This window comes from Micromonospora okii (assembly GCF_020884795.1).
GTDB classification, from domain to species: Bacteria; Actinomycetota; Actinomycetes; order Mycobacteriales; family Micromonosporaceae; genus Micromonospora; species Micromonospora okii.
This window is the reverse complement of sequence record NZ_BBZF01000012.1, coordinates 449,911-468,957: the sequence shown is the minus strand read 5'-3', so window position 1 is coordinate 468,957 and position 19,047 is coordinate 449,911. Positions and strand designations below refer to the sequence as shown.

16 protein-coding genes are annotated in these 19,047 nt (G+C 76.5%); 12 read left to right on the top strand and 4 right to left on the bottom strand.

All coding sequences use genetic code 11. The features are described 5' to 3' along the window. Window positions 1–11: 11 nt before the first annotated feature. Window positions 12–683 carry a GNAT family N-acetyltransferase gene (locus tag LPU43_RS01450; protein ID WP_229398028.1) on the top strand — a complete coding sequence of 224 codons (672 nt, stop codon included), beginning with the start codon at window positions 12–14 and terminating at the stop codon, window positions 681–683. Here LPU43_RS01450 and LPU43_RS01445 read toward each other — a convergent pair. Beyond that, entirely contained in the window at window positions 611–2,122 is a 1,512-nt protein-coding gene (locus LPU43_RS01445; protein ID WP_229398026.1) for a deoxyguanosinetriphosphate triphosphohydrolase family protein, read from the bottom strand. The genes LPU43_RS01450 and LPU43_RS01445 overlap by 73 nt on opposite strands. Window positions 2,123–2,277: 155 nt before the next feature. Here LPU43_RS01445 and LPU43_RS01440 point away from each other — a divergent pair, with 155 nt between their 5' ends. The 3 genes from LPU43_RS01440 (at window position 2,278) to LPU43_RS01430 (ending at window position 6,067) form a co-directional block, all read left to right on the top strand. After that, window positions 2,278–4,701 (top strand): Tex family protein, encoded by a 2,424-nt coding sequence (locus LPU43_RS01440; protein ID WP_229398024.1) that lies wholly within the window; start codon window positions 2,278–2,280, stop codon window positions 4,699–4,701. A 191-nt stretch (window positions 4,702–4,892) separates the two neighbouring features. Then, window positions 4,893–5,600: an FkbM family methyltransferase gene (locus LPU43_RS01435; RefSeq protein ID WP_229398023.1), complete on the top strand. Its 708-nt coding sequence runs from the start codon at window positions 4,893–4,895 to the stop codon at window positions 5,598–5,600. Between the two features lie 38 nt (window positions 5,601–5,638). After that, window positions 5,639–6,067, top strand: coding sequence for a hypothetical protein (locus tag LPU43_RS01430; RefSeq protein WP_229398020.1), 429 nt, complete (start codon window positions 5,639–5,641; stop codon window positions 6,065–6,067). Window positions 6,068–6,083: 16 nt separating this feature from the next. On the opposite strand, the gene LPU43_RS01425 is transcribed toward LPU43_RS01430, so the two are convergent. Then, window positions 6,084–7,046, bottom strand: a complete 963-nt coding sequence (locus LPU43_RS01425) for a DUF389 domain-containing protein (RefSeq protein WP_229398019.1) — start codon at window positions 7,044–7,046, stop codon at window positions 6,084–6,086. A 206-nt stretch (window positions 7,047–7,252) separates the two neighbouring features. Here LPU43_RS01425 and LPU43_RS01420 point away from each other — a divergent pair, with 206 nt between their 5' ends. The 8 genes from LPU43_RS01420 to LPU43_RS01385 all read left to right on the top strand — a co-directional run bounded on the left by LPU43_RS01420 (window position 7,253) and on the right by LPU43_RS01385 (window position 16,581). After that, window positions 7,253–8,476 carry a glycosyltransferase family 4 protein gene (locus LPU43_RS01420; protein WP_229398017.1) on the top strand — a complete coding sequence of 408 codons (1,224 nt, stop codon included), beginning with the start codon at window positions 7,253–7,255 and terminating at the stop codon, window positions 8,474–8,476. After that, window positions 8,473–9,561, top strand: a complete 1,089-nt coding sequence (locus LPU43_RS01415; protein WP_229398014.1) for an aspartate aminotransferase family protein — start codon at window positions 8,473–8,475, stop codon at window positions 9,559–9,561. The genes LPU43_RS01420 and LPU43_RS01415 overlap by 4 nt, the downstream gene beginning before the upstream one ends. Window positions 9,562–9,601: 40 nt before the next feature. Further along, window positions 9,602–10,807, top strand: a complete 1,206-nt coding sequence (locus LPU43_RS01410; RefSeq protein WP_229398012.1) for a DegT/DnrJ/EryC1/StrS family aminotransferase — start codon at window positions 9,602–9,604, stop codon at window positions 10,805–10,807. Next, window positions 10,804–11,859, top strand: coding sequence for a lipid II:glycine glycyltransferase FemX (locus tag LPU43_RS01405; RefSeq protein WP_229398010.1), 1,056 nt, complete (start codon window positions 10,804–10,806; stop codon window positions 11,857–11,859). Before LPU43_RS01410 ends, LPU43_RS01405 begins: the two co-directional genes overlap by 4 nt. Further along, complete coding sequence (locus LPU43_RS01400) at window positions 11,856–12,482, top strand: sugar transferase (RefSeq protein ID WP_229398008.1); 627 nt, start codon at window positions 11,856–11,858, stop codon at window positions 12,480–12,482. The genes LPU43_RS01405 and LPU43_RS01400 overlap by 4 nt, the downstream gene beginning before the upstream one ends. A 43-nt stretch (window positions 12,483–12,525) precedes the next feature. Further along, on the top strand, window positions 12,526–13,779 hold the full coding sequence (locus LPU43_RS01395; protein ID WP_229398006.1) for a glycosyltransferase family 4 protein: 1,254 nt from the start codon (window positions 12,526–12,528) through the stop codon (window positions 13,777–13,779). 11 nt (window positions 13,780–13,790) lie between these two features. After that, window positions 13,791–14,957, top strand: coding sequence for a glycosyltransferase (locus tag LPU43_RS01390; protein ID WP_229398004.1), 1,167 nt, complete (start codon window positions 13,791–13,793; stop codon window positions 14,955–14,957). Between the two features lie 76 nt (window positions 14,958–15,033). After that, window positions 15,034–16,581: a hypothetical protein gene (locus LPU43_RS01385; RefSeq protein WP_229398002.1), complete on the top strand. Its 1,548-nt coding sequence runs from the start codon at window positions 15,034–15,036 to the stop codon at window positions 16,579–16,581. Between the two features lie 158 nt (window positions 16,582–16,739). Here the strand turns inward: LPU43_RS01385 and LPU43_RS01380 are convergent, their stop codons facing one another. Together LPU43_RS01380 and LPU43_RS01375 are read right to left on the bottom strand one after the other, a co-directional pair. Continuing rightward, complete coding sequence (locus LPU43_RS01380; RefSeq protein WP_229398000.1) at window positions 16,740–17,726, bottom strand: NAD-dependent epimerase/dehydratase family protein; 987 nt, start codon at window positions 17,724–17,726, stop codon at window positions 16,740–16,742. Beyond that, window positions 17,726–19,039, bottom strand: coding sequence for a nucleotide sugar dehydrogenase (locus LPU43_RS01375; protein ID WP_229397998.1), 1,314 nt, complete (start codon window positions 19,037–19,039; stop codon window positions 17,726–17,728). The genes LPU43_RS01380 and LPU43_RS01375 overlap by 1 nt, the downstream gene beginning before the upstream one ends. Window positions 19,040–19,047: the final 8 nt, after the last annotated feature.

The following is a 19,047-nucleotide window of genomic DNA, read 5'->3' as shown; positions in this document are numbered from 1 at the left end:
ACCTGTTTCCCATGTTGAACGGTCGACTCGTCACCGTCCGCCCCACCCGGGCCGACGACCTCGACTTCCTGGCCGAGCTGGCCGTCGCCGACGGCGTCCGGCACAACGTCGTCGGCTGGGACTGGCCGGTCAGCCGCGACGGTCAGGAGGACTGGTTCCGCCAGTCCCTGCGCGATCCCCGGGTCCGCCGCCTGACCGTGGCCGACCCGGCCACCGACCGGCCGGTGGGCCTGACCGGCCTGTGGGAGGTCGACTGGCACAACGGCACGGCGCTCACCGCCACGAAGCTCATGCCCGGTGCCACGCCGCGCGGCGCCGGCACGGACTCCATCATGCTGATCATGGCGTGGGCCTTCCACGAGGTGGGGCTACGCCGGCTGCACAGCACCATCCTGCCGTTCAACGCCGCCAGCCTCGGCGCGTACGTGCGCAAGTGCGGCTGGCGGGTCGAGGGCCGGGATCGGGAGGCGGTGTTCCGTCGCGGCGAGTGGCACGACCTGCTGCGGGTCGCCGTCCTGCGGCGCGAGTTCGACGCGCTGCCCGACGCCGAGGAGTACGTCGAGCGGGTGTGCGGGCCACGCATCGGGGTGCCGGCGCAGCCGGAGCCGGCTCACAGCACGAACGCGTCCGTCCAGAGCGCCCCGGAGCGGCCGGAGAGGGCGTCGAGCATCGCCACCGCCTGACCGTCGGTGAGCTGCGCGACGAAGTCGACGATCGCCCGGCCCCGGGCCCGGCCGATCCGGTCCGGGGTGCGCGGGTGCAGCTCCGCCTCGGCCAGCTCGACCAGGTCGTGCAGCCGGCGCGGGAGCCGGGTCGCCTCCTCCGGGTCGAGCAGCCACTCCCACAGCGCCTCGACCAGGGTGCCCAGCAGTCGGGCCTGGCCGCGCTGGTGCAGGGCGAGGTCGGGCCGGGCCAGCACGAACCGGTGGTGGACGAACTTGAGCACCTGCACCTCGTGCCACTGCGCGGGGGCCAGCAGCACGTGCCCGGAGCGCATCGACGGGGCCTCGGTGACGGTGATGGCGTCGACGAGCCGGGTGGTCCACCGCGCGGAGAACCGGGCCACGTACTGCTCGGCCTCGATCGAGCCGTCGAACGGCAGCGCGAGCAGCCCCTCGACCAGCTCCTGCCGGACGTGCTCCACGGCGGCGGCGAACGCCTCGTCGTCGGCGATCCAGCCGTCCTTGCGGTGCAACTGCCGGCGTAGCTGCTCGATCGCCGCCCCCGGCCGGCGGCCGGGGGCGGCCAGCGCCGACGCGGTGACGGCCCGGAGGTGCCCGTTCTCCCGCTGCCAGGCCATCAGCTCGGTGGCCACCGCGCCCTGCTGGAGCACCCCGACGCGGTAGAAGTCCTCGACGTCGTGGATGGCGTACGCGATGTCGTCGGCGGTGTCCATGATCGACGCCTCGACGGTCTGCTGCCAGTCGGCGATCCGCCCGGCGAACGGCTCCCGCGCCTGGCGCAGGTCGGTCAGCTCGGTGCGGTACGCGCCGAACTTCGCCGAGCCGCTCTCCGGGTCGTCGGGCGGGGCGGCGGCGCCCCGGGGCGCCGGGTCGAGGTGCCGGGGGTGCGGGTCCGGGTGGTCCAGCCGCGTCCACGGGTACTTCAGCAGGGCCGCCCGGACCGCCGCCGTCAGGTCCAGCCCGGTGGTCGCCGCGCCCCGGATCTCGGTGCTGGTGACGATCCGGTACGACTGCGCGTTGCCCTCGAAGCCGTCGGCCAGGCCGAGCCGCTGCCGGGCCAGCCGGTCGAGCACCCGCTCACCGAGGTGCCCGAACGGCGGGTGCCCGAGGTCGTGGGCGAGCGCGGCTGCCTCCACCACGTCCGGGTCGCAGCCGCCCAGCTTCTCCAGCAGCTCCCGCCAGCGCTCGTCGGCGGTGAGCCGCTCGGCGATGGCCCGCGCCACCTGGGCGACCTTGAGGCTGTGGGTGAGCCGGTTGTGCACCAGCAGGCCGGAGCCGCCGGGGCTGATGACCTGGGTGACGCCGTTCAGCCGGGCGAAGAAGGGCGAGGCCACGATCCGGTCCCGGTCGGCCCGGAACGGGCTGTTGGCGAGGTCGCCCAGGGCGCGGGCGCTGCCGCCGAAGAGCCGCCGGGCGCGCGGGTCAGCGGGGGGTTCCATGATCGCCACGCTAGCGCAGCCCGCGGCGGGTCGCCCGCGGTGGCCGGGAGGCGACGCGCGGGCCGACGGGTGCGGCGAGCCGCGTCGGCGGGTGCGGCGGGTCGCGTCGGTGCGGGGCGGCACAATGCAGGGGCGGAACCCACCGGAGAAGGCGGATGAAGATCGTGACCCAGTCTGTGCACCAGCGGATCGCCGACGAGCTCGGCGTGGCCGAGCGTCAGGTCCGGGCGGCCGTGGAGCTGCTCGACGGCGGCGCCACCGTGCCGTTCGTCGCCCGCTACCGCAAGGAGGCCACCGGCGCCCTCGACGACGCCCAGCTCCGCACCCTGGAGGAGCGGCTGCGCTACCTGCGCGAGCTGGACGAGCGGCGCGCCGCAGTGCTGGAGTCCATCCGCAGCCAGGGCAAGCTCGACGAGGCCCTCGAGGCGCAGATCATGGCCGCCGACTCGAAGTCCCGGCTGGAGGACATCTACCTGCCGTACAAGCCGAAGCGGCGCACCCGGGCGCAGATCGCCCGCGAGGCCGGGCTGGAGCCGCTGGCCGACGCGCTGCTGGCCGACCCGACGCTGGACCCCAGGGAGACGGCCGGCGGGTACGTCGACGCCGAGCGGGGGGTCGCCGACGCCGCCGCCGCGCTGGACGGCGCGCGGGCCATCCTGGTGGAGCGCTTCGCCGAGGACGCCGACCTGATCGGCACGCTGCGCGAGCAGATGTGGTCGCGGGGCCGGCTGGTCTCCCGGGTACGCGACGGCCAGGAGGCCGCCGGGGCGAAGTTCGCCGACTACTTCGACTTCGCCGAGCCGTACCCGAAGCTGCCCTCGCACCGCATCCTGGCGATGTTCCGGGGCGAGAAGGAGGGCGTGCTCGACCTCACGATGGACCCGGAGGCCGAGGGCGACTCCGACGCCGCGCCGACGGGCCCGAGCCGGTACGAGGCGGCCGTCGCCGGCCGGTTCGGCGTCGTCGACCACGGCCGCCCCGCCGACAGGTGGCTGGCCGACACGGTGCGCTGGGCGTGGCGCACCCGCATCCTCATCCACCTCGGGGCGGACCTGCGGATGCGGCTGTGGCAGGCGGCCGAGGAGGAGGCCGTGCGGGTCTTCGCCACCAACCTGCGCGACCTGCTGCTCGCCGCGCCCGCCGGAGCGCGGCCGACGATGGGCCTGGACCCGGGCCTGCGCACCGGCGTCAAGGTCGCGGTGGTCGACGCCACCGGCAAGGTGGTCGCCACCGACACGATCTACCCGCACGAGCCGCGCCGGCAGTGGGACGCCTCGCTCGGCACCCTCGCTCGGCTGGCCGCCGCGCACGGCGTCGATCTGGTCGCCATCGGCAACGGAACCGCCAGCCGGGAGACCGACAAGCTGGCCGGGGACCTGATCAAGCGGCACCCGGAGCTGAAGCTGACCAAGGTGGTCGTCTCCGAGGCGGGCGCGTCGGTCTACTCCGCCTCCGCGTACGCCTCGCAGGAGCTGCCGGGGCTGGACGTGTCGCTGCGCGGCGCGGTCTCCATCGCCCGCCGCCTCCAGGACCCGCTCGCCGAGCTGGTCAAGATCGACCCCCGCTCGATCGGCGTGGGCCAGTACCAGCACGACCTGTCCGAGGTGAAGCTGTCGCGCTCGCTCGACGCCGTGGTGGAGGACTGCGTGAACGCCGTCGGCGTCGACGTGAACACCGCCTCCGCGCCGCTGCTGACCCGGGTCTCCGGCATCGGCGCCGGGCTGGCGGAGAACATCGTGCTGCACCGCGACGCCAACGGCCCGTTCCGTTCCCGGTCGGAGCTGAAGAAGGTGGCCCGGCTCGGCCCGAAGGCGTTCGAGCAGTGCGCCGGCTTCCTGCGCATCCCCGGCGGCGACGACCCCCTCGACTCCTCCAGCGTGCACCCGGAGTCGTACCCGGTGGTGCGGCGCATCCTCGCCCGCACCGGGCAGGACCTGCGCTCGTTGATCGGGCGGAGCGCGATCCTGCGCGGGCTGCGGGCCACCGACTTCGTCGACGACACCTTCGGTTTGCCCACGGTCACCGACATCCTCGCCGAGCTGGAGAAGCCCGGGCGCGACCCGCGCCCCGAGTTCCGCACCGCCACCTTCGCGGAGGGCGTGGAGAAGATCGGCGACCTGATCCCGGGCATGGTGCTGGAGGGCGTGGTCACCAACGTGGCGGCGTTCGGCGCGTTCGTCGACGTCGGCGTGCACCAGGACGGCCTGGTGCACGTCTCGGCGATGTCCCGCACCTTCGTGAAGGACCCGCGCGACGTGGTGAAGTCCGGCGACGTGGTGCGGGTGAAGGTGCTCGACGTGGACGTGCCCCGCAAGCGGATCTCGCTGACCCTGCGGCTGGAGGACGAGCCGGGGGCGGCCGGGGACGGCGACGGCCAGCCCCGCCGGGAGGCCCGCGCCCCCCGCGAGCGCGCGCCCCGCCCGGCCGGCGGCCGACGCTCCGACGGCGGCGCGCGCGGCGGCCAGCCCCGGTCGGGCCAGGGCGGCGGCCAGCCCCGGTCCGGCCAGGGCGGCGGCGGGGGCCAGCCGGCCAACGACGCGATGGCGGACGCGCTGCGCCGCGCCGGCCTGGTGCGGTGACCCCCGTCGGCGCATCACCGGTGAGCCACCGGGTCGTTGTACGGGGGACGACGACCGGCCTGGGCTAACCGGAGCGGGACATGACCTTCCAACGGCGACTGTTGACGGCCCTCCACCGGCGCGTGGGCTTACGGGCGAGTGCCCGGCTGGGGGGCCTCTACCTCTCGGCCCGGGGCCGCCGGCGGTGCGCGGTGGCGTACGACGACGGGATGTGGGTCCACCGGTACCGCGACGGCGCGGTGGTGGACACCGCCCTCACCGGCCGCACCCCGCACGGGCAGGACGGCAACGCCGAGGACGTCTTCCTGTTCGGCCACCGCCCCGGCCCGGGCGACACCGTCGTGGACCTCGGCGCGGGCATCGGCGGCGAGGTCCGGCTCTTCTCCCGCCTGGTCGGGCCGGCCGGGCGGGTCGTCGCCGTCGAGGCCCACCCCCGCACCTTCGCCTGCCTGCGCCGCGCCGTCGAGGAGAACGGCCTGGCCAACGTCACGGCGGTGCACTGCGCGGCGGTGGGCGAGCCGGGCACGGTGTACCTGGAGGACGGCGCGGACGGGCACCTCACCAATGGCCTGACCGCCGACCCGGCCGGCCTCCCGGTCACCGGCCGGACCCTGGAGGAGATCCTCGACCGCGCCGGGGTGGACCGGGTGGGGCTGCTCAAGATGAACATCGAGGGGGCGGAGCTGCCCGTCCTCGAGGGCGCGCTCGGCGTGCTCAAGCGGGTCGACAACCTGGTCGTCTCGTGCCACGACTTCCTGGCCGACGCCCCCGGGCGGCAGTGGCAGCGCACCTTCGACGCCGTGGTCGGGCTGCTCCGGCAGGAGGGCTACCACCTGCGCACCCGCCCGCACGATCCCCGGCCCTGGGTCCGCTGGTACGTCTACGCCTCCCGCCCCTGACGCCGGCCTGCTCGCGCCGCGGGCGTACCGTCGCCGGCATGGACGACGGCCCGGCGTGGCGGGAGCGGCAGCGGCGCGCGGTGCGCGCCCACGCCGAGGCGGACGAGCGGCGGCGGGCCGCCGAGCGGGCCGAGGCGGCCCAGATCGTGGCGTGGTTCGTGGCGGAGGCGACCCGGCGGGGGCTGCCGACCACCCGGCTGCGCGCCCGCTCCTACGACGGCCACGGCCGCTACCGCACCCGGCTCACCGGCTGGTACGTCGACCGGGCCCGCAGCCGGGCGGTGGACGCAGCCGGGCGGTGGTACCTGCTCACCGTCCCGGCCAGCCTGCGCGCGCGGCTGCTCGGGGCCGACCCGCCGCCCTCCCCCGCGCCCCTGGTCGTCGGCGAGGGCGGACGCGACGGCGAGTCGATCCCGCTGCGCGCGCTGCTGGCCCGGCGGCTCGACGAGGGCGACGGGCGGGGCTGACCGGCCCGGCAGCCGGTCAGCCGGCTGCGGCGGCGCGCCGGGCGCGCCGCCGGACCCGCCGGGCCACGCTCCACCACCAGACCTGCTGCACCGCGAGGGTGGCCAGGCCGGCCAGCACGATCGCGCACAGGTTGATCACGAGTTGGAGCGCCGAGCCGGTCGCCTCGTGCCACACCCCGTACGCGACGGCGACGGCGGCGTTGGCGGCGGCCGGCACGGTGGTGACCGAGATCAGCACGCCGACGAGCGAGCCGGACTTCTTCGACGTCAGCGAGAGCATCCCGGCCACTCCGGCCAGCAGGCCGACCACCCAGGACAGCGCGTCGGGCCGCCAGATGAAGTCGGTCAGCGGCCGGGCCGCCAGCAGCATGTCCCGGTCGACCAGGCCGGCGGCGGTCAGCGCCCAGGTGCTGAGCACGGTGGCGGACATGGCCGCCAGGAAGCCCACCACGAGGGCCTGCACCGAGCGGCCGACGACGCCCGGGTCGCGGCGCAGCAGCGCCACGCAGAGCGCGGCGAGCGGGCCGAACTCGGGGCCGACCACCATCGCGCCGACGATGAGGATGGGCTGGTCGAGCAGCACCCCGATCCCGGCGATCATGGTGGCCACCACGATGAGCACCAGGTAGGTGCCCGACAGTTCGGTCTGCTCGCCGGTCTTGGCGGCCACCTCGTCCCAGACGACCGCGTCCGCGCCGCTCCCGGGGGCCTCCTCGGCGGCCCGGTCGGCGGCTGCGGAGAGGGTCATCTCGACGTCGTCGGCGGCGATGCCGCCGCGCGCCTCGACGCCCAGCCGCTGGAGTCCGTCCAGCACCGCGTCGGCCCGCTCCCGGACCACGTCGCAGAGGATCAGGTCGCCGCGCGGCTGCCGGGCCGCGCCGGGCAGCACCACCAGGTGGGTGACGCCGGGGTCGGCGCCCAGCAGGTCCGCCACCGCCGAGGACTGGTCCGGTGGCGCGATCACCCGCAGATGCAGCACGTCGCCTCCCCTCGCCGCCGCCCACGGCGGGCCGGCCGGAGCACTGTACCGGGGGCGGGAAGGCGCCGCACCGCGCCGATCCCGTAATCAACGGCTTTGACGCTTGCGTCCGTAACGTTCCTCGGGACCGGCCGGTTAAGGGAGTACCGGCCTGCCCGTCACGGGGCGCCGGGCGTGCGCCGGTGCCGACGAGAGGGGCTGCGGACATGGCGGGGCAACGGGTCTGCGTGCTCCTGAAGACGAACGAGGGCGGCCTCTGGGTCGTCCCCCAGGTCGAGGAGCTGCGCCGGCGCGGGCACGACGTGGTCGTCGTGCTCCCCCCGGGCCCCGGACACCTGACGGCGCAGCTCGCCGCGCGCGGGTTCCGCACCGTGGACTCGCCGTTCGACTTCCGGTTCCGCCCCACCCCGGCGACCCTGCGGGGCCTGTGGGCGCTGCGGCGGCTGCTGCGGCGGCTGCGGCCCGACGTGCTCAAGTACCACCTCTACGCCGCCGCCCTCGCCGGCCGCCTGGCCGCGATCGGCCTGCCGCCGCGCCGGGTGCACATGGTGGCCAACCAGATGTACCTCGAATCCCCCGTGATCCGGCCCGTCGAGCGGCTGCTGTGGCGGATGGACGACGTGACGATCGGCTGCACCCGCTACATCTCCGGCATCTACGGGAAGCTGGGCTGCCCGGCCGACCGCCGCCCGGTGGCGACGATCGGCATCGACCTCGCCGAGTTCACGCCGCCGGAGCAGGAGGGGGCGCGGGCGGTGGCCCGCGCCAAGGCGCGCGCCGAGATCGGCGTCGAGGAGGACGCGTTCGTCGCCCTGATGGCGGGCTACGTGTACGCCCCGACGCGCCTGGCGCACCGGGGGCGGGGCATCAAGGGCCACGAGGTGCTGCTGGCCGCGTGGCCCGCGTTCCACGCCCGGCACCCCCGGGCCCGGCTGGTGCTGATCGGCGAGGGCGCCACCGAGGCCGCGAAGGCGTACCGACGCCGGCTGATCGAGCGGTTCGGCGTCGCCGAGTCGACCAGCGTCACCTGGCTGGGCTGGGTGCCCGACCTGCGGGCGTACTACACGGCGGCCGACGTCAGCCTCACGCCGTCGCTGTCCGAGGGGAGCAACCGGGTGGTCCGCGAGGCGTCGGCCATGGGGGTGCCGAGCATCGTCAGCGACGCCGGGGGGCTGCCGGAGGCGGTGGACGACTCGTACGGCTGGGTGGTCCCGCGCGGCGACGTCGCCGCCCTGACCGGCGCGCTGGAGGCCGCCCACCGGGAGTTCGAGGCGGGCGCGCTGCACCGGCGCGGCGTCCTGGCCCGCCGGCACGCGCTGCGGGCCTTCGGCTTCGCCGGGCCGGCCGCCGAGGTGGCCGACATCGTCGAGCGCGCGGCGGCCCTGGGGCCACGAGGTCGCCGGCGGCGTCCGGCCGCCGGGGACCGGTGACGGCCTCCCGTCGGCCGTGGGAGGTGGGCTCGGCGTTCACCCTGCCCGCCCCCCACGGCCGGGACGCCGCGCGGTGGCCGTCGCCGGCCCGGCTGTACGGCTCGGGGCGGCAGGCGCTGGTGGCCCTGCTCGCGTGGGGGGCGCGCCGGCACGGCTGGAGCGCGGCGCACCTGCCGGCGTACTTCTGCCCGCCGGTCGCCGAGGCGGCCCGCACGGTCCTGCCCGTGGTCCCGTACGACGCGGGGCCGGGCGGCGGCGCGGGCCCCGGCGCGGTGGGGCCGACCGAGGTCGTGGTCGCCGTGTCGTACTTCGGGATGCCGCCGGCGCTGCCGGCGGGGCGGGGCGCGGCGCTGGTGGTGGACGCCACCCACGACCCCCGCGCGCCCTGGCTGGCCGGCCTCGACGCCGATTTCGTCCTCGCGTCGCTGCGCAAGACCCTGCCCCTGCCCGACGGGGGGCTGCTCTGGTCCCCGGCGGGTCACCCGCTGCCCGTGCCGCCCGCCCCGAGGCCGGCGCACCAGCTCGCGGCGGGCCGGTTCGTGACCGCCATGCTGGCGAAGGGGGCCTACCTGGGCGGCGCACCCGTGCCGAAGGAGTCGTACCTGGCCCTGCTGCGCGCCGCCGAGGAGGGACTGGCGACGCCGGTGGTGAGCGCCGCGTCCGACCTCACCCGACTGCTGCTGCCGGCGCTGCCCGCCGACGACCTGCGGCGGGTGCGGAGCGCCAACGCCCACCGGCTCGTCGACCGCCTCGCCGGGCTGCCCGGGGTGGCCGCGCGGGCGTACCCCCTGGGGGTGGTCTGCGCGATCGACGACCCGGACCGCCGCGAGGAGATCCGGCGGGCGCTCGTCGCGCGGGACGTCTACCCGGCGGTGCTCTGGGCGCTGCCCGACACCGCGCCGCCCGCGCAGCGCCACTGGAGCCGCCGAATGCTCTTCCTGCCGACCGACCACCGCTACGGGGCCGACGACATGGACCGGGTCGCCGCCGCGCTGCGCGAGGCGGCCCGGGTCGCGGGAGGCCCGGCGGCGGGGACGGACCGCGCGTCGCCGCACAGGGCCGGCGCACTTCTTGAGACGCCATAACGCATTCGTCTGGTTTCGACCTCCGCAGGAGCCTGCCGCCATGAACCCACCCGTGACGTCCGTCGCCCGCCCGCCGGTGCCGTCGCCCGCCGCCGCGCCCTGCGACGCGGGCGAGGCGGGCCGCCGGATCGGCCTCTCCGACCCCGACCTCGGGCCGCTGGAGGAGTCCTTCCTGCTCCGCGCGTTCCGGTCCGGGTGGCCGGGGCCGGCGGGGCCCGAGACGGACCGGCTGGAGGCCGAGATCGCCGCGCGGGTGGGCGTCGGGCACGCCGTCGCCGTCAGCTCCGGCACGGCCGCGCTGCACCTGGCCCTGCTCGCCCTCGGGGCCGGTCCCGGGGACGTGGTCGTGGTCCCCACGCTGACCTTCGCGGCCACCGCGAACGCCGTGGTGTACACCGGGGCGCGCCCCGTCTTCGTCGACTGCGACCCGGCGACCGGCATGATCGAACCCGCCCTGCTGGCCGGTCTCCTGCGCCGGCTCGGCCGGGCGGGCGTCCGCCCCGCGGCCGTGCTCTGCGTCGACATCAACGGCGCCTGTGCCGACTACCCGGCGCTCCTGGCGGTCTGCGAGGCGGCCGGCGTGCCGCTGGTCGAGGACGCCGCGCAGGCCCTCGGGTCCACCTCCGGCGGCCGGGCGGCCGGGGCCTTCGGCCGGTGCGCCACCTTCTCCTTCGCCTGGAACAAGATCATGACCACCTCGGCCGGCGGCATGGTCGTCTCCGACGATGCCGCGCTGGTCGCCCGCTGCCGGCACCTGTCGACCCAGGCCCGCGAGCCCGTCCGGCACTACGAGCACCGCGACGTGGGCTACAACTACCGGCTCAGCAACCTGCTCGCCGCCCTCGGCCGGGCGCAGCTCGTCCGGCTCGACGGCATGGTCGAGCGTCGGCGCGCGCTGCGGGCCCGGTGGGAGGCGCTGGTCGCCACCGTGCCCGGCGCCCGCGTCCTCGGCGGCGGCGACACCGGGGCGAACTGCTGGCTGACCTCGCTCGTCGTGGAGCCCGACGTGGCCGGCTGGGACGCCGCGCAGCTCGGGCGGTACCTGGCCGGGCGGGGCATCGAGACGCGGCCGATGTGGAACCCGATGCACCGCCAGCCCGTCTTCGCCGGGCACGAGGCGGTGGTCAGCGGCGCGGCCGACCGGCTCTTCGCCACCAGCCTCTGCGTGCCGAGCGGCTCGGTGCTCACCGACGGCGACGTCGACCGGGTGCTCGCCGCCGTCCGGCAGTTCGTGGACGGCCGATGAGCGTGCGCGCCGCCACCGCGACCGCCGACGGCGCCGCGACCCTCGGCGTCGCCTGGCCCGACGTCTACTTCACCCCCGGGTACGGCGCGGCGGCGGCGGTCGCCGAGCGGGCCGAGTGGCGGCTCACCCACTGGCGGGACCGCGTCCTCGTGCCGCTGCTGGTGCGGCCCGTCGACCCGGCGGGGCGCGACGGCGTCAGCCCCTACGGCTACTGCGGCGTGCACGTCGCGCCCGGCACCACCCCCGCCGAGCTGGCCGCCTTCTGGGCCCGGGCGGTGCCGGCCTGGCGGGAGGCCGGGCTGGTCAGCCTCTTCCTCCGCCTCTCCCCGCTGGACCCGCGCTCGACGGCGGTCGTCCGGGCCGCCGGCGTGGTGTCCCTGGACCCGCGCGGCGACACGGTGACCGTGCCCGTCGGCGGCGGGCCGGGCGACGTGTGGGACGCGATGGCCGGCCGGTCCCGCACGGCGGTGCGCAAGGCGGAGCGGGCCGGCCTCACCGCCGACGTGCGCCCCGCCGGTGCGGAGGACGTGGCGGCGGGGTCGGACTTCCGCCGCCTCTACGAGCGGACCATGCGCCGCGTCGGCGGCTCGCCCGGCTACCTGTTCACCGACGCCTACTACCGGGCGCTGGCCGACGGCGTGGGCAAGGGCCTGCTCCGGGCGTCGGTGACCGCGCCCGACGGCCGCGCGGTGGCCGCCGCCCTGGTGCTGCGCCACGCCGACCGGGCCCACTACCACCTCTCCGGCTCCGACCCGGCCGCCGCCCGCGACGGGGCCAACAACCTGCTGGTCTGGAGCATCCTGCGGTGGGCCGCCGAGTCGGGGTGCGACCTGGTCCACCTCGGCGGCGGGCGCGTCCCCGACGACTCGCTGCTGGCCTTCAAGCGCTCCTTCGGCGGGCGTCGGTCGACCTTCCACACCGCCTCCGTGGTGCTCGACCCCGGGCGGTACGCCGACCTGGTCGCGGCGCGGGCCCGCGAGCTGGGGCGGCCCGCCGACGAGCTCGCCGCCACGAACTTCTTCCCCGCCTACCGTTACGGAGGGTCGAGATGAACGCCCACCGCGTCAAACGGACGACGGACGTGGTCCTCGCCTGCGCGCTGCTGGTGCTGCTCGCGCCGGTGCTCGCGTTCGCCGCCGTCGGCACGCTGGTCGCCACGGGTCGGCCGATCCTGTTCCGGCAGGTGCGCCCCGGCCTGCACGGCGTCCCGTTCACGCTGTGCAAGTTCCGCAGTATGCGGCCGACCCGCCCGGGTGAGCCGTTCTGGGACAGCGACGAGCTGCGGCTCACCGCGTTCGGCCGGCTGCTGCGCCGCACCAGCATCGACGAGCTGCCCCAGTTGTTCCAGGTCGTCTCGGGCGAGATGAGCCTCGTCGGGCCGCGCCCGCTGCTGATGGAGTACCTGCCCCGGTACAGCGCGTGGCACGCGCGGCGGCACGAGGTGCGCCCCGGCATCACCGGCCTGGCCCAGGTGAGCGGGCGCTCCGCGCTGACCCTCGGGCAGACCCTCGACCTCGACGTCGAGTACGTCGACACCTGGTCCCCGCTGCTCGACCTGAAGATCCTGCTGCGGACGCTGGCCGCGCCGTTCCGGCCGGGCTACATCCCCGGCCTGAGCGTCCACGACCGCGACGACGTCCGCCTGATGTCCGCCCCGCTGGAGCGCGTCGAGTGACCGGAGCCGACGCGGCACCGCCCCGCCCGGGAGGCCCGCACCGATGAGAGTCGTCGTCACCACCGAGAGCCGCTACGTCCGGACGCCGGACGGCGGCGTCTGGACCCGGGGGGCCCCGGACTACCGCATCTGGCAGCGCTACCTGTCCGCCTTCGACGAGGTCCGGGTGGTGGCCCGGGTGGCGGACGTCGCCGACGTGCCGGCCGGAGCGCTGCGGGTCGACGGGGACGCGGTGCGGGTGCACGCCCTGCCCTACTACGTCGGCCCCGCCCAGTACCTGCGCCAGCGCGCCCGCATCGGGCGGGCCGTCGCCCGCGCGGCCGGGCCCGGCGACGCCGTGATCCTCCGGGTGCCCTCCGCGCTGGGCTCCCTGCTGGCGGCCGAGCGCCGCCGCCGGGGCCTGCCGTACGCGCTGGAGGTCGTCGGCGACCCGTACGACGTCTTCGCCCCCGGGGTCGTGCGCCACCCGCTGCGGCCCCTGCTGCGGCGGCGGTTCACCGACCGGCTGCGCCGGGAGTGCGCAGCCGCCACCGCCGTCGCCTACGTCACGGAGTCCTACCTCCAGCGGCGCTACCCCCACCGGGGCGACGCGCCGGCCGCCGCGCTGTCGAGCGTCGACCTGCCCGGGGACGCCTTCGTGGCCCGCCCGCGCCCGGCGGCCCGGTGCGCGGGCGCGCGGGGCGACCTGGTCGCCGTGGGCACCCTGGACCAGCTCTACAAGGGGTTCGACACGCTGATCGCGGCGGTCGCGCGGCTGGCCGCCGCCGGGGTCCAGGTGCGGCTGACCCACGTCGGCGCGGGCCGCTACGACGACCACCTGCGGCGGCTGGCCGACCAGCTCGGGGTGGGCCACCGGGTGGACTTCGTCGGCCAGGTGCCGCCCGGCGCGCCGCTGCACGCCCACCTCGACGCGGCCGACCTGTTCGTGATGCCGTCGCGGACCGAGGGGCTGCCCCGCGCCCTGGTCGAGGCGATGGCCCGCGCGCTCCCCGCGATCGGCACCGCCGTGGGCGGCATACCCGAACTGCTGGCGACCGACGACCTCGTCGCCCCCGACGACCCGGACGGGCTGGCCGTCGCGGTGCGGGAGATGCTGGCCGACCCGGCGCGGATGGCCGGGGCGTCGGCCCGCAACCTGGACCGCGCGACCGCCTTCGCCCGGCCCGCCCTCGAACCCCGCCGCGCCGACTTCTACCGCACCGTGCGGGCCCGCTGCCAGCCGACCCCCGGGGACGCCCCGGGCCGGCGCGGAACGACCGACCGGCTCCCGGCGGCCCGGCGGCCGAACGGCGGATGAGGAGGATCCCCATGGCGACGACCGACGGGCGGACCCCCGCGCGGGTCACCACCCCCGCCGCCGCGACCCGGCCGGTGCGGGTGGCGCACGTGATCGGGTGCCTCGACCGGGGCGGGGCCGAGACCGCCTCCCTGGACCTCTGCCGGGCCGTGCCGGCCGACGAGGTGCGGCAGACGTTCCTCACCACGGCGGGGCGGGAGGGCAGCCTCGCGGCGGGTTTCCGCGCGGCGGGCGCGGAGGTCGTCCAGTGCCCGTTCCGGCCGACCGTCCTGTTCCTGCCCCGGCTGGGGCGCGCCCTGCGGTCGCTGCGCCCCGACGCCGTGGTCTCCCACGTCGGCCTGACGAGCGCGCTGGTCCTGCTGGTGGCCCGGCTCTGCGGGGTGCGGGTGCGGGTGGCCCGGATCTGGAGCGAGGGCGACGGCGCGCCGGACACCGCCGCCCGGCGGGCCCGGCGGGCGGCGCTGAGATGGCTGCTGGCCAGGACCGCGACCGACGTGCTCGGGGTCACCGCCGCCGCCCTGCGCCTCGCCCGCACCGGTCCGGCCGACCGCCGGTACCGGGTGCTGCCCAACGCGGTCGCGGTCGACCGGCTCGGCGGGGTGGACCGCGGCGCGGCGCGCCGCCGCTGGGGCATCCCGGCGCAGGCCCGCGTCCTCGGCCACCTCGGCCGCGCCGCGCCGGTGAAGAACCGGGGGTTCCTGGTCGAGGTGCACCGCTGCGCGCGGGCCGCCGGCGTCGACACCCGGCTGCTCGTCGCGGGCCCCGGCGGGACGGGCGACCTGACGGCCGCCCACCCCGGGGTCACCGGGGACCCGACGGTGGTGCTCGCCGGGGAGGTCGAGACGATCGGCGGGGTGCTCGCCGCCACCGACGTGCTCCTGCTGCCGTCGCTGCGGGAGGGCCTGCCCGGCGTCGCCCTCGAGGCCCTGGCCGGCGGCGTCCCCGTCGTGGCGAACGACCTGCCCTGCATGCGGGAGCTCGCCGGCTGCCTCGACGGGATCAGCCTGGTGCCGCTGGCGGCCGGGCCCCGGCGCTGGGCCGAGGTCGCCCTCGCGGAGGCGGGCGCGGGCGCGGACCGACGCCGGCAGCTCGCGCGGGCCGTCCGGTCCTCCCGCTTCACCCTGCCCGAGGTGGCCCGCGAGTGGCGGGCCGTGTGGCGCGTCCCGCCGCCGGAATGAGCCCACCCGCCGCGGGCCGTCCGGCCCCGGGCGGGTCACCGCGCGACCGCCGGCGGCGGCGCGGAAGGAGTCGAGAATGAGCGTGCACAGCCCGCCGCGACCCGTGACCCGCGCGGCCCGGCCCCCCGGCGGCGGCCCGGTTCCCCGTACGGTGAGCAACGGCCTCGTCTCGGCGGTCGCGGTGACCACCCTCAGCGCCGTCCTGGTGCTCCTGGTGCCGAACCTGCGGCACTGGCTGATGGTGCCGGTCACCATCGGCGGCGCCCTCGTGGCGACGGACGCCGTGGGCTGGCTGCTGCGCCGCACCGACCTGTTCGATCCCCGCGCCTGCCTGGGCCTGTTCGGCTTCCACTTCTTCTACGTGGCGCCCGTGCTCCAGGTGGCGCTGGACCACTGGATGAAGCTGGCGTACGACCCGCCGGACTGGCCGGAGGCGGTGGGCGCGCTGGCCACCCTCAACGCCGTCGGGTTGGCCGTCTACCGCTGCGTCGTGGGTGTCCCGCACCGGGGCGGCGCGCGGCGGTCGGCGCGCCGGCTGGACCTGCCGGCGTTCCACCGGATCGGGCTGGTCGCGGTGGTCGTCAGCCTGCTCGCCTTCGCCGCCGAGGTCGTCATGTTCGGCGGGCTCTCCGGCTTCCTGACGGTCATGACGGGCACCCTGAAGCGCCCCGAGCTGGCGGGCCTGGGCTGGCTGATCGTCGTCGCGGAGGCGTTCCCCATGCTCGTGGCCGCGCTCCTGCTGGTGCGGCACCGGGCGGTCCTGGCCCGGCGCCCCGGCCTGCTCCTGCTGCTGATGCTCGGGCTGCTCGTCACGCAGTTCGTCGTCGGCGGCCTCAAGGGCAGCCGCAGCACCACCCTGTGGCCCGTCCTGCTCTGCCTCATGATCGTGCACCTGCTGGTCCGCCGGATCTCCCGCCGGACGGTGTGCGTGCTCGCCGTGCTGGGGGTGGCCTACCTCTACGGCTACGGCATCTACAAGACGGCCGGCACCGACGTGCTCGACATCCCCCGGGGCGACCGCTCGCTGACGGAGATGACCACCGAGACCGGGCGGGACCTGCCCACCCTGCTCACCGGCGACCTGGGGCGCACCGACGTCCAGGCGGTGCTGCTCGACCGCCACCTGCACGGCGACGCCCGGCCGCAGGGGATCACCTACCTCGGCGACCTGGCGATGCTCGTGCCGCGCGCCCTGTTGCCCGAGCGCCCCCCGAGCAAGGTGGAGGTCGGCACGAACCTGGTCTACGGCCCGGCCCGGCTGGAGGCCGGCTACCCGGCGAGCAAGGTCTACGGCCTCGCCGGGGAGGCGATGATGAACTTCGGCCCGCTCGGCGGCGTCGCCTCGTTCGTCGTCCTCGGCCTCGTCGTCCGGGCGGTCCGCCGCTACTACCTGCACGCGCGGCGCACGGCGGAGATCGCCCCGAAGCTCCTCGCGCCGCTGCTGTGGAACCTGGCGCTGCTGCCGCTGTCCGACCTGGACAACACCCTCTGGTTCATGGTGAAGTACGCCGCGCCCCTGGCCCTGGTGGTCCTGCTGGCGACCCGCTGGCGGCCCGGCCCCGCGCTCGCCCGCTCAGGCCCCGCCCGCCCCGTCGCGGGCCGGCACCGGGCGGCCGGGGGCTGAGCGGACCCACGACGCGAAGAAGGGGCCCGTGGACCCACGACGCGAAGAAGGGGCCCGTGGACCCACGACGCGACGGAGGGGCCCGTGGACCCACGACGCGACGGAGGGGCCGGTGGCCGTCTCGGCCACCGGCCCCTCCGTTCGTCGGGCTCCCGCCGTCAGGCCGGGCGGCCGGCGGCGACCGCCGCGTGATGTCCCCGGTACCAGTCGAAGGTCCGCCGCACGCCCTCCTCCAGGGACACGGCGGGCTCGAAGCCGGTGAGCCGGCGCAGCTTCCCCAGGTCGGGGCAGCGCCGCCCCACGGACCCCGGCGGGGCGGGCATCGGCGCGATGGCGGCGCTCACCCCCGCCACCCGCAGGACCAGCTTGGCCAGGTCCGCGATGTTGGTCTGCTCGCTGTCGTCGCCGATGTGCACGATGTCGCCGACGGCGGCCGGCGTCGACATCAGTCGCACCATCGCCTCGACCGCGTCGTCGACGTAGCAGAACGCGCGGTACTGGTCGGCCCCCCAGACCCGGAACGGGTCCTCCCCGTCGAGGGCCCGCAGCGCCATCTCGGGGATCACGTGGTCGGCGCCCATCCGGGGGCCGTAGACGTTGTGGAAGCGGCCGATCACCGCCGCGCAGCGGCCGGCCCGCGCCGCGTGCGCGAGGGCCGCCTCGCCGAGCAGCTTGCTGACCGCGTACGAGAAGCGGGGCGCGGTGACGTCGGTGATCATGACCGGGACGTCCTCGCCGGTCGGCACGGGCACGACGCCCGCGTCTACGCCGCCGGCGTAGACCTCGCTGGTGGAGCTGAAGAAGACCCGGTCGCCGGGAGCGACCCAGTCCAGCAGGTGCAGGGCCGTGAGCGTGTTGACCCGGATGACCCGGCTCGGGTCGGCCTCCACGTTCCGCACGCCGACCACCGCCGCGAGCAGGTAGACCTGGTCGCAGCCCCGGGGCAGGCAGGCCCAGGCGTCGGCGCGGGTCAGGTCGGCCGAGACCACGTCCACGCCCGGGTCGGAGCGCAGCGCGCCCAGCCGGGCGTCGTCGCGCCCCCGGGAGAAGTCGTCCACGACGGTCACCCGGTGACCGTCGGCGAGGAGCCGCTCGGTGAGGTGCAGCCCGACGAACCCGGCCCCGCCGAGGACGAGGGCGTGCATCAGGCCCTCCCGGCGGGCTGCGGGAGCGCGGACAGGTAGCCGATGCCGGCGTACCGGACGCCCTGCGCCGTCACCGTCCGCTCGTCGAGGATCCGCCAGGAGTCGTAGACCAGCCGGACCCGGCCGGCGGCGAGCAGCGGGCCCGCCTCGATCGCCCGGTAGTCGGGGTGGTCGTTGACGATCAGCACGGCGTCGCTGTCGGCGAACGCCTTGTCGAGGCTGGTCGGCTCGCCGCCGTAGCGGCGGATCACGTCGTCGGTGACCATCGGGTCGTGGCCGGCGACGGCCAGGCCGGCGGAGCGGAGGACGGGCATCATGGTGGCGATCGGGGTGCCCCGCATGTCGTCGGTGGGTGGCCACCCCTTGTACGCCCAGCCCAGCACCGCCAGCCGCGCGCCGGCCGTGCTCCCGCGCAGCTCGCGGAGCAGCTCGACGACGCGGGTCGCCACGTGCACCGGCAGGTGCTCGTTGAGCCGGCGCGCGCCGTCGACCAGGAAGGTGCCCGCGTCCCCGGAGCTTTCGATCATCAGGTACGGGTCCTTGGAGAGGCAGCCCCCGCCGACGTACCCGGGTCGGCTCAGGTCGGGGCGCGGGTAGTCGAGGTTGGCGGCCCCGATCACCTCCAGCGGGTCCAGCCCGTGCCGCTCGGCGATCAGCGCCACCTCGTTGCCGAAGGAGTAGATCAGGTCGGTGTGGCAGTTGTTGGAGAGCTTCACCAGCTCCGCGGCCTCCAGGCTGGACACCGGCACGAGGCGCTGCGCGAGGCCGGCGAAGAGCTCCAGGCCCCGGCTCAGGCTGTCGTCGTCGAGGCCCCCGACGACCTGCGGCAGCTCCACCAGCTCCCGCAGGGCCTGCCCCTGGATGGTGCGCTCGGGGGCCATCACCAGCAGGGCGCGGCCCCACGCCCGTTGCAGCGGGGGCAGCACCACGCGGCGGCTCGTGCCCACCGGCACGGTGCTGCGCACCACCACCAGCGTCTCCGGCCCGCACCACCGGGCCACCTGCTCGGCGGCGGCGGCCAGGTTGGCCAGGTCGGGCCGGCGGGTCGAGGCGTCGACCGGCGTGGAGACGCTGAGCACCACGGCGTCGAGGTCGGCCGGGAGCACGTCGTCCACGAACACGGTGCGGCCGACGTGCTCGGCGAAGACCTCGGCGATGCCGGGCTCGAAGATGTGCGGGCGGCCCTCGCGCAGCGCCTCCCGCACGGCGGGGTCGACGTCCGCGCCGTGCACCTCGTACCCCTTGCGGGCCAGCGCCGCCGCGAGCGTCAGCCCGACGTAGCCGAGGCCGACGACACCTATCCTTCGATACACTCCACTGT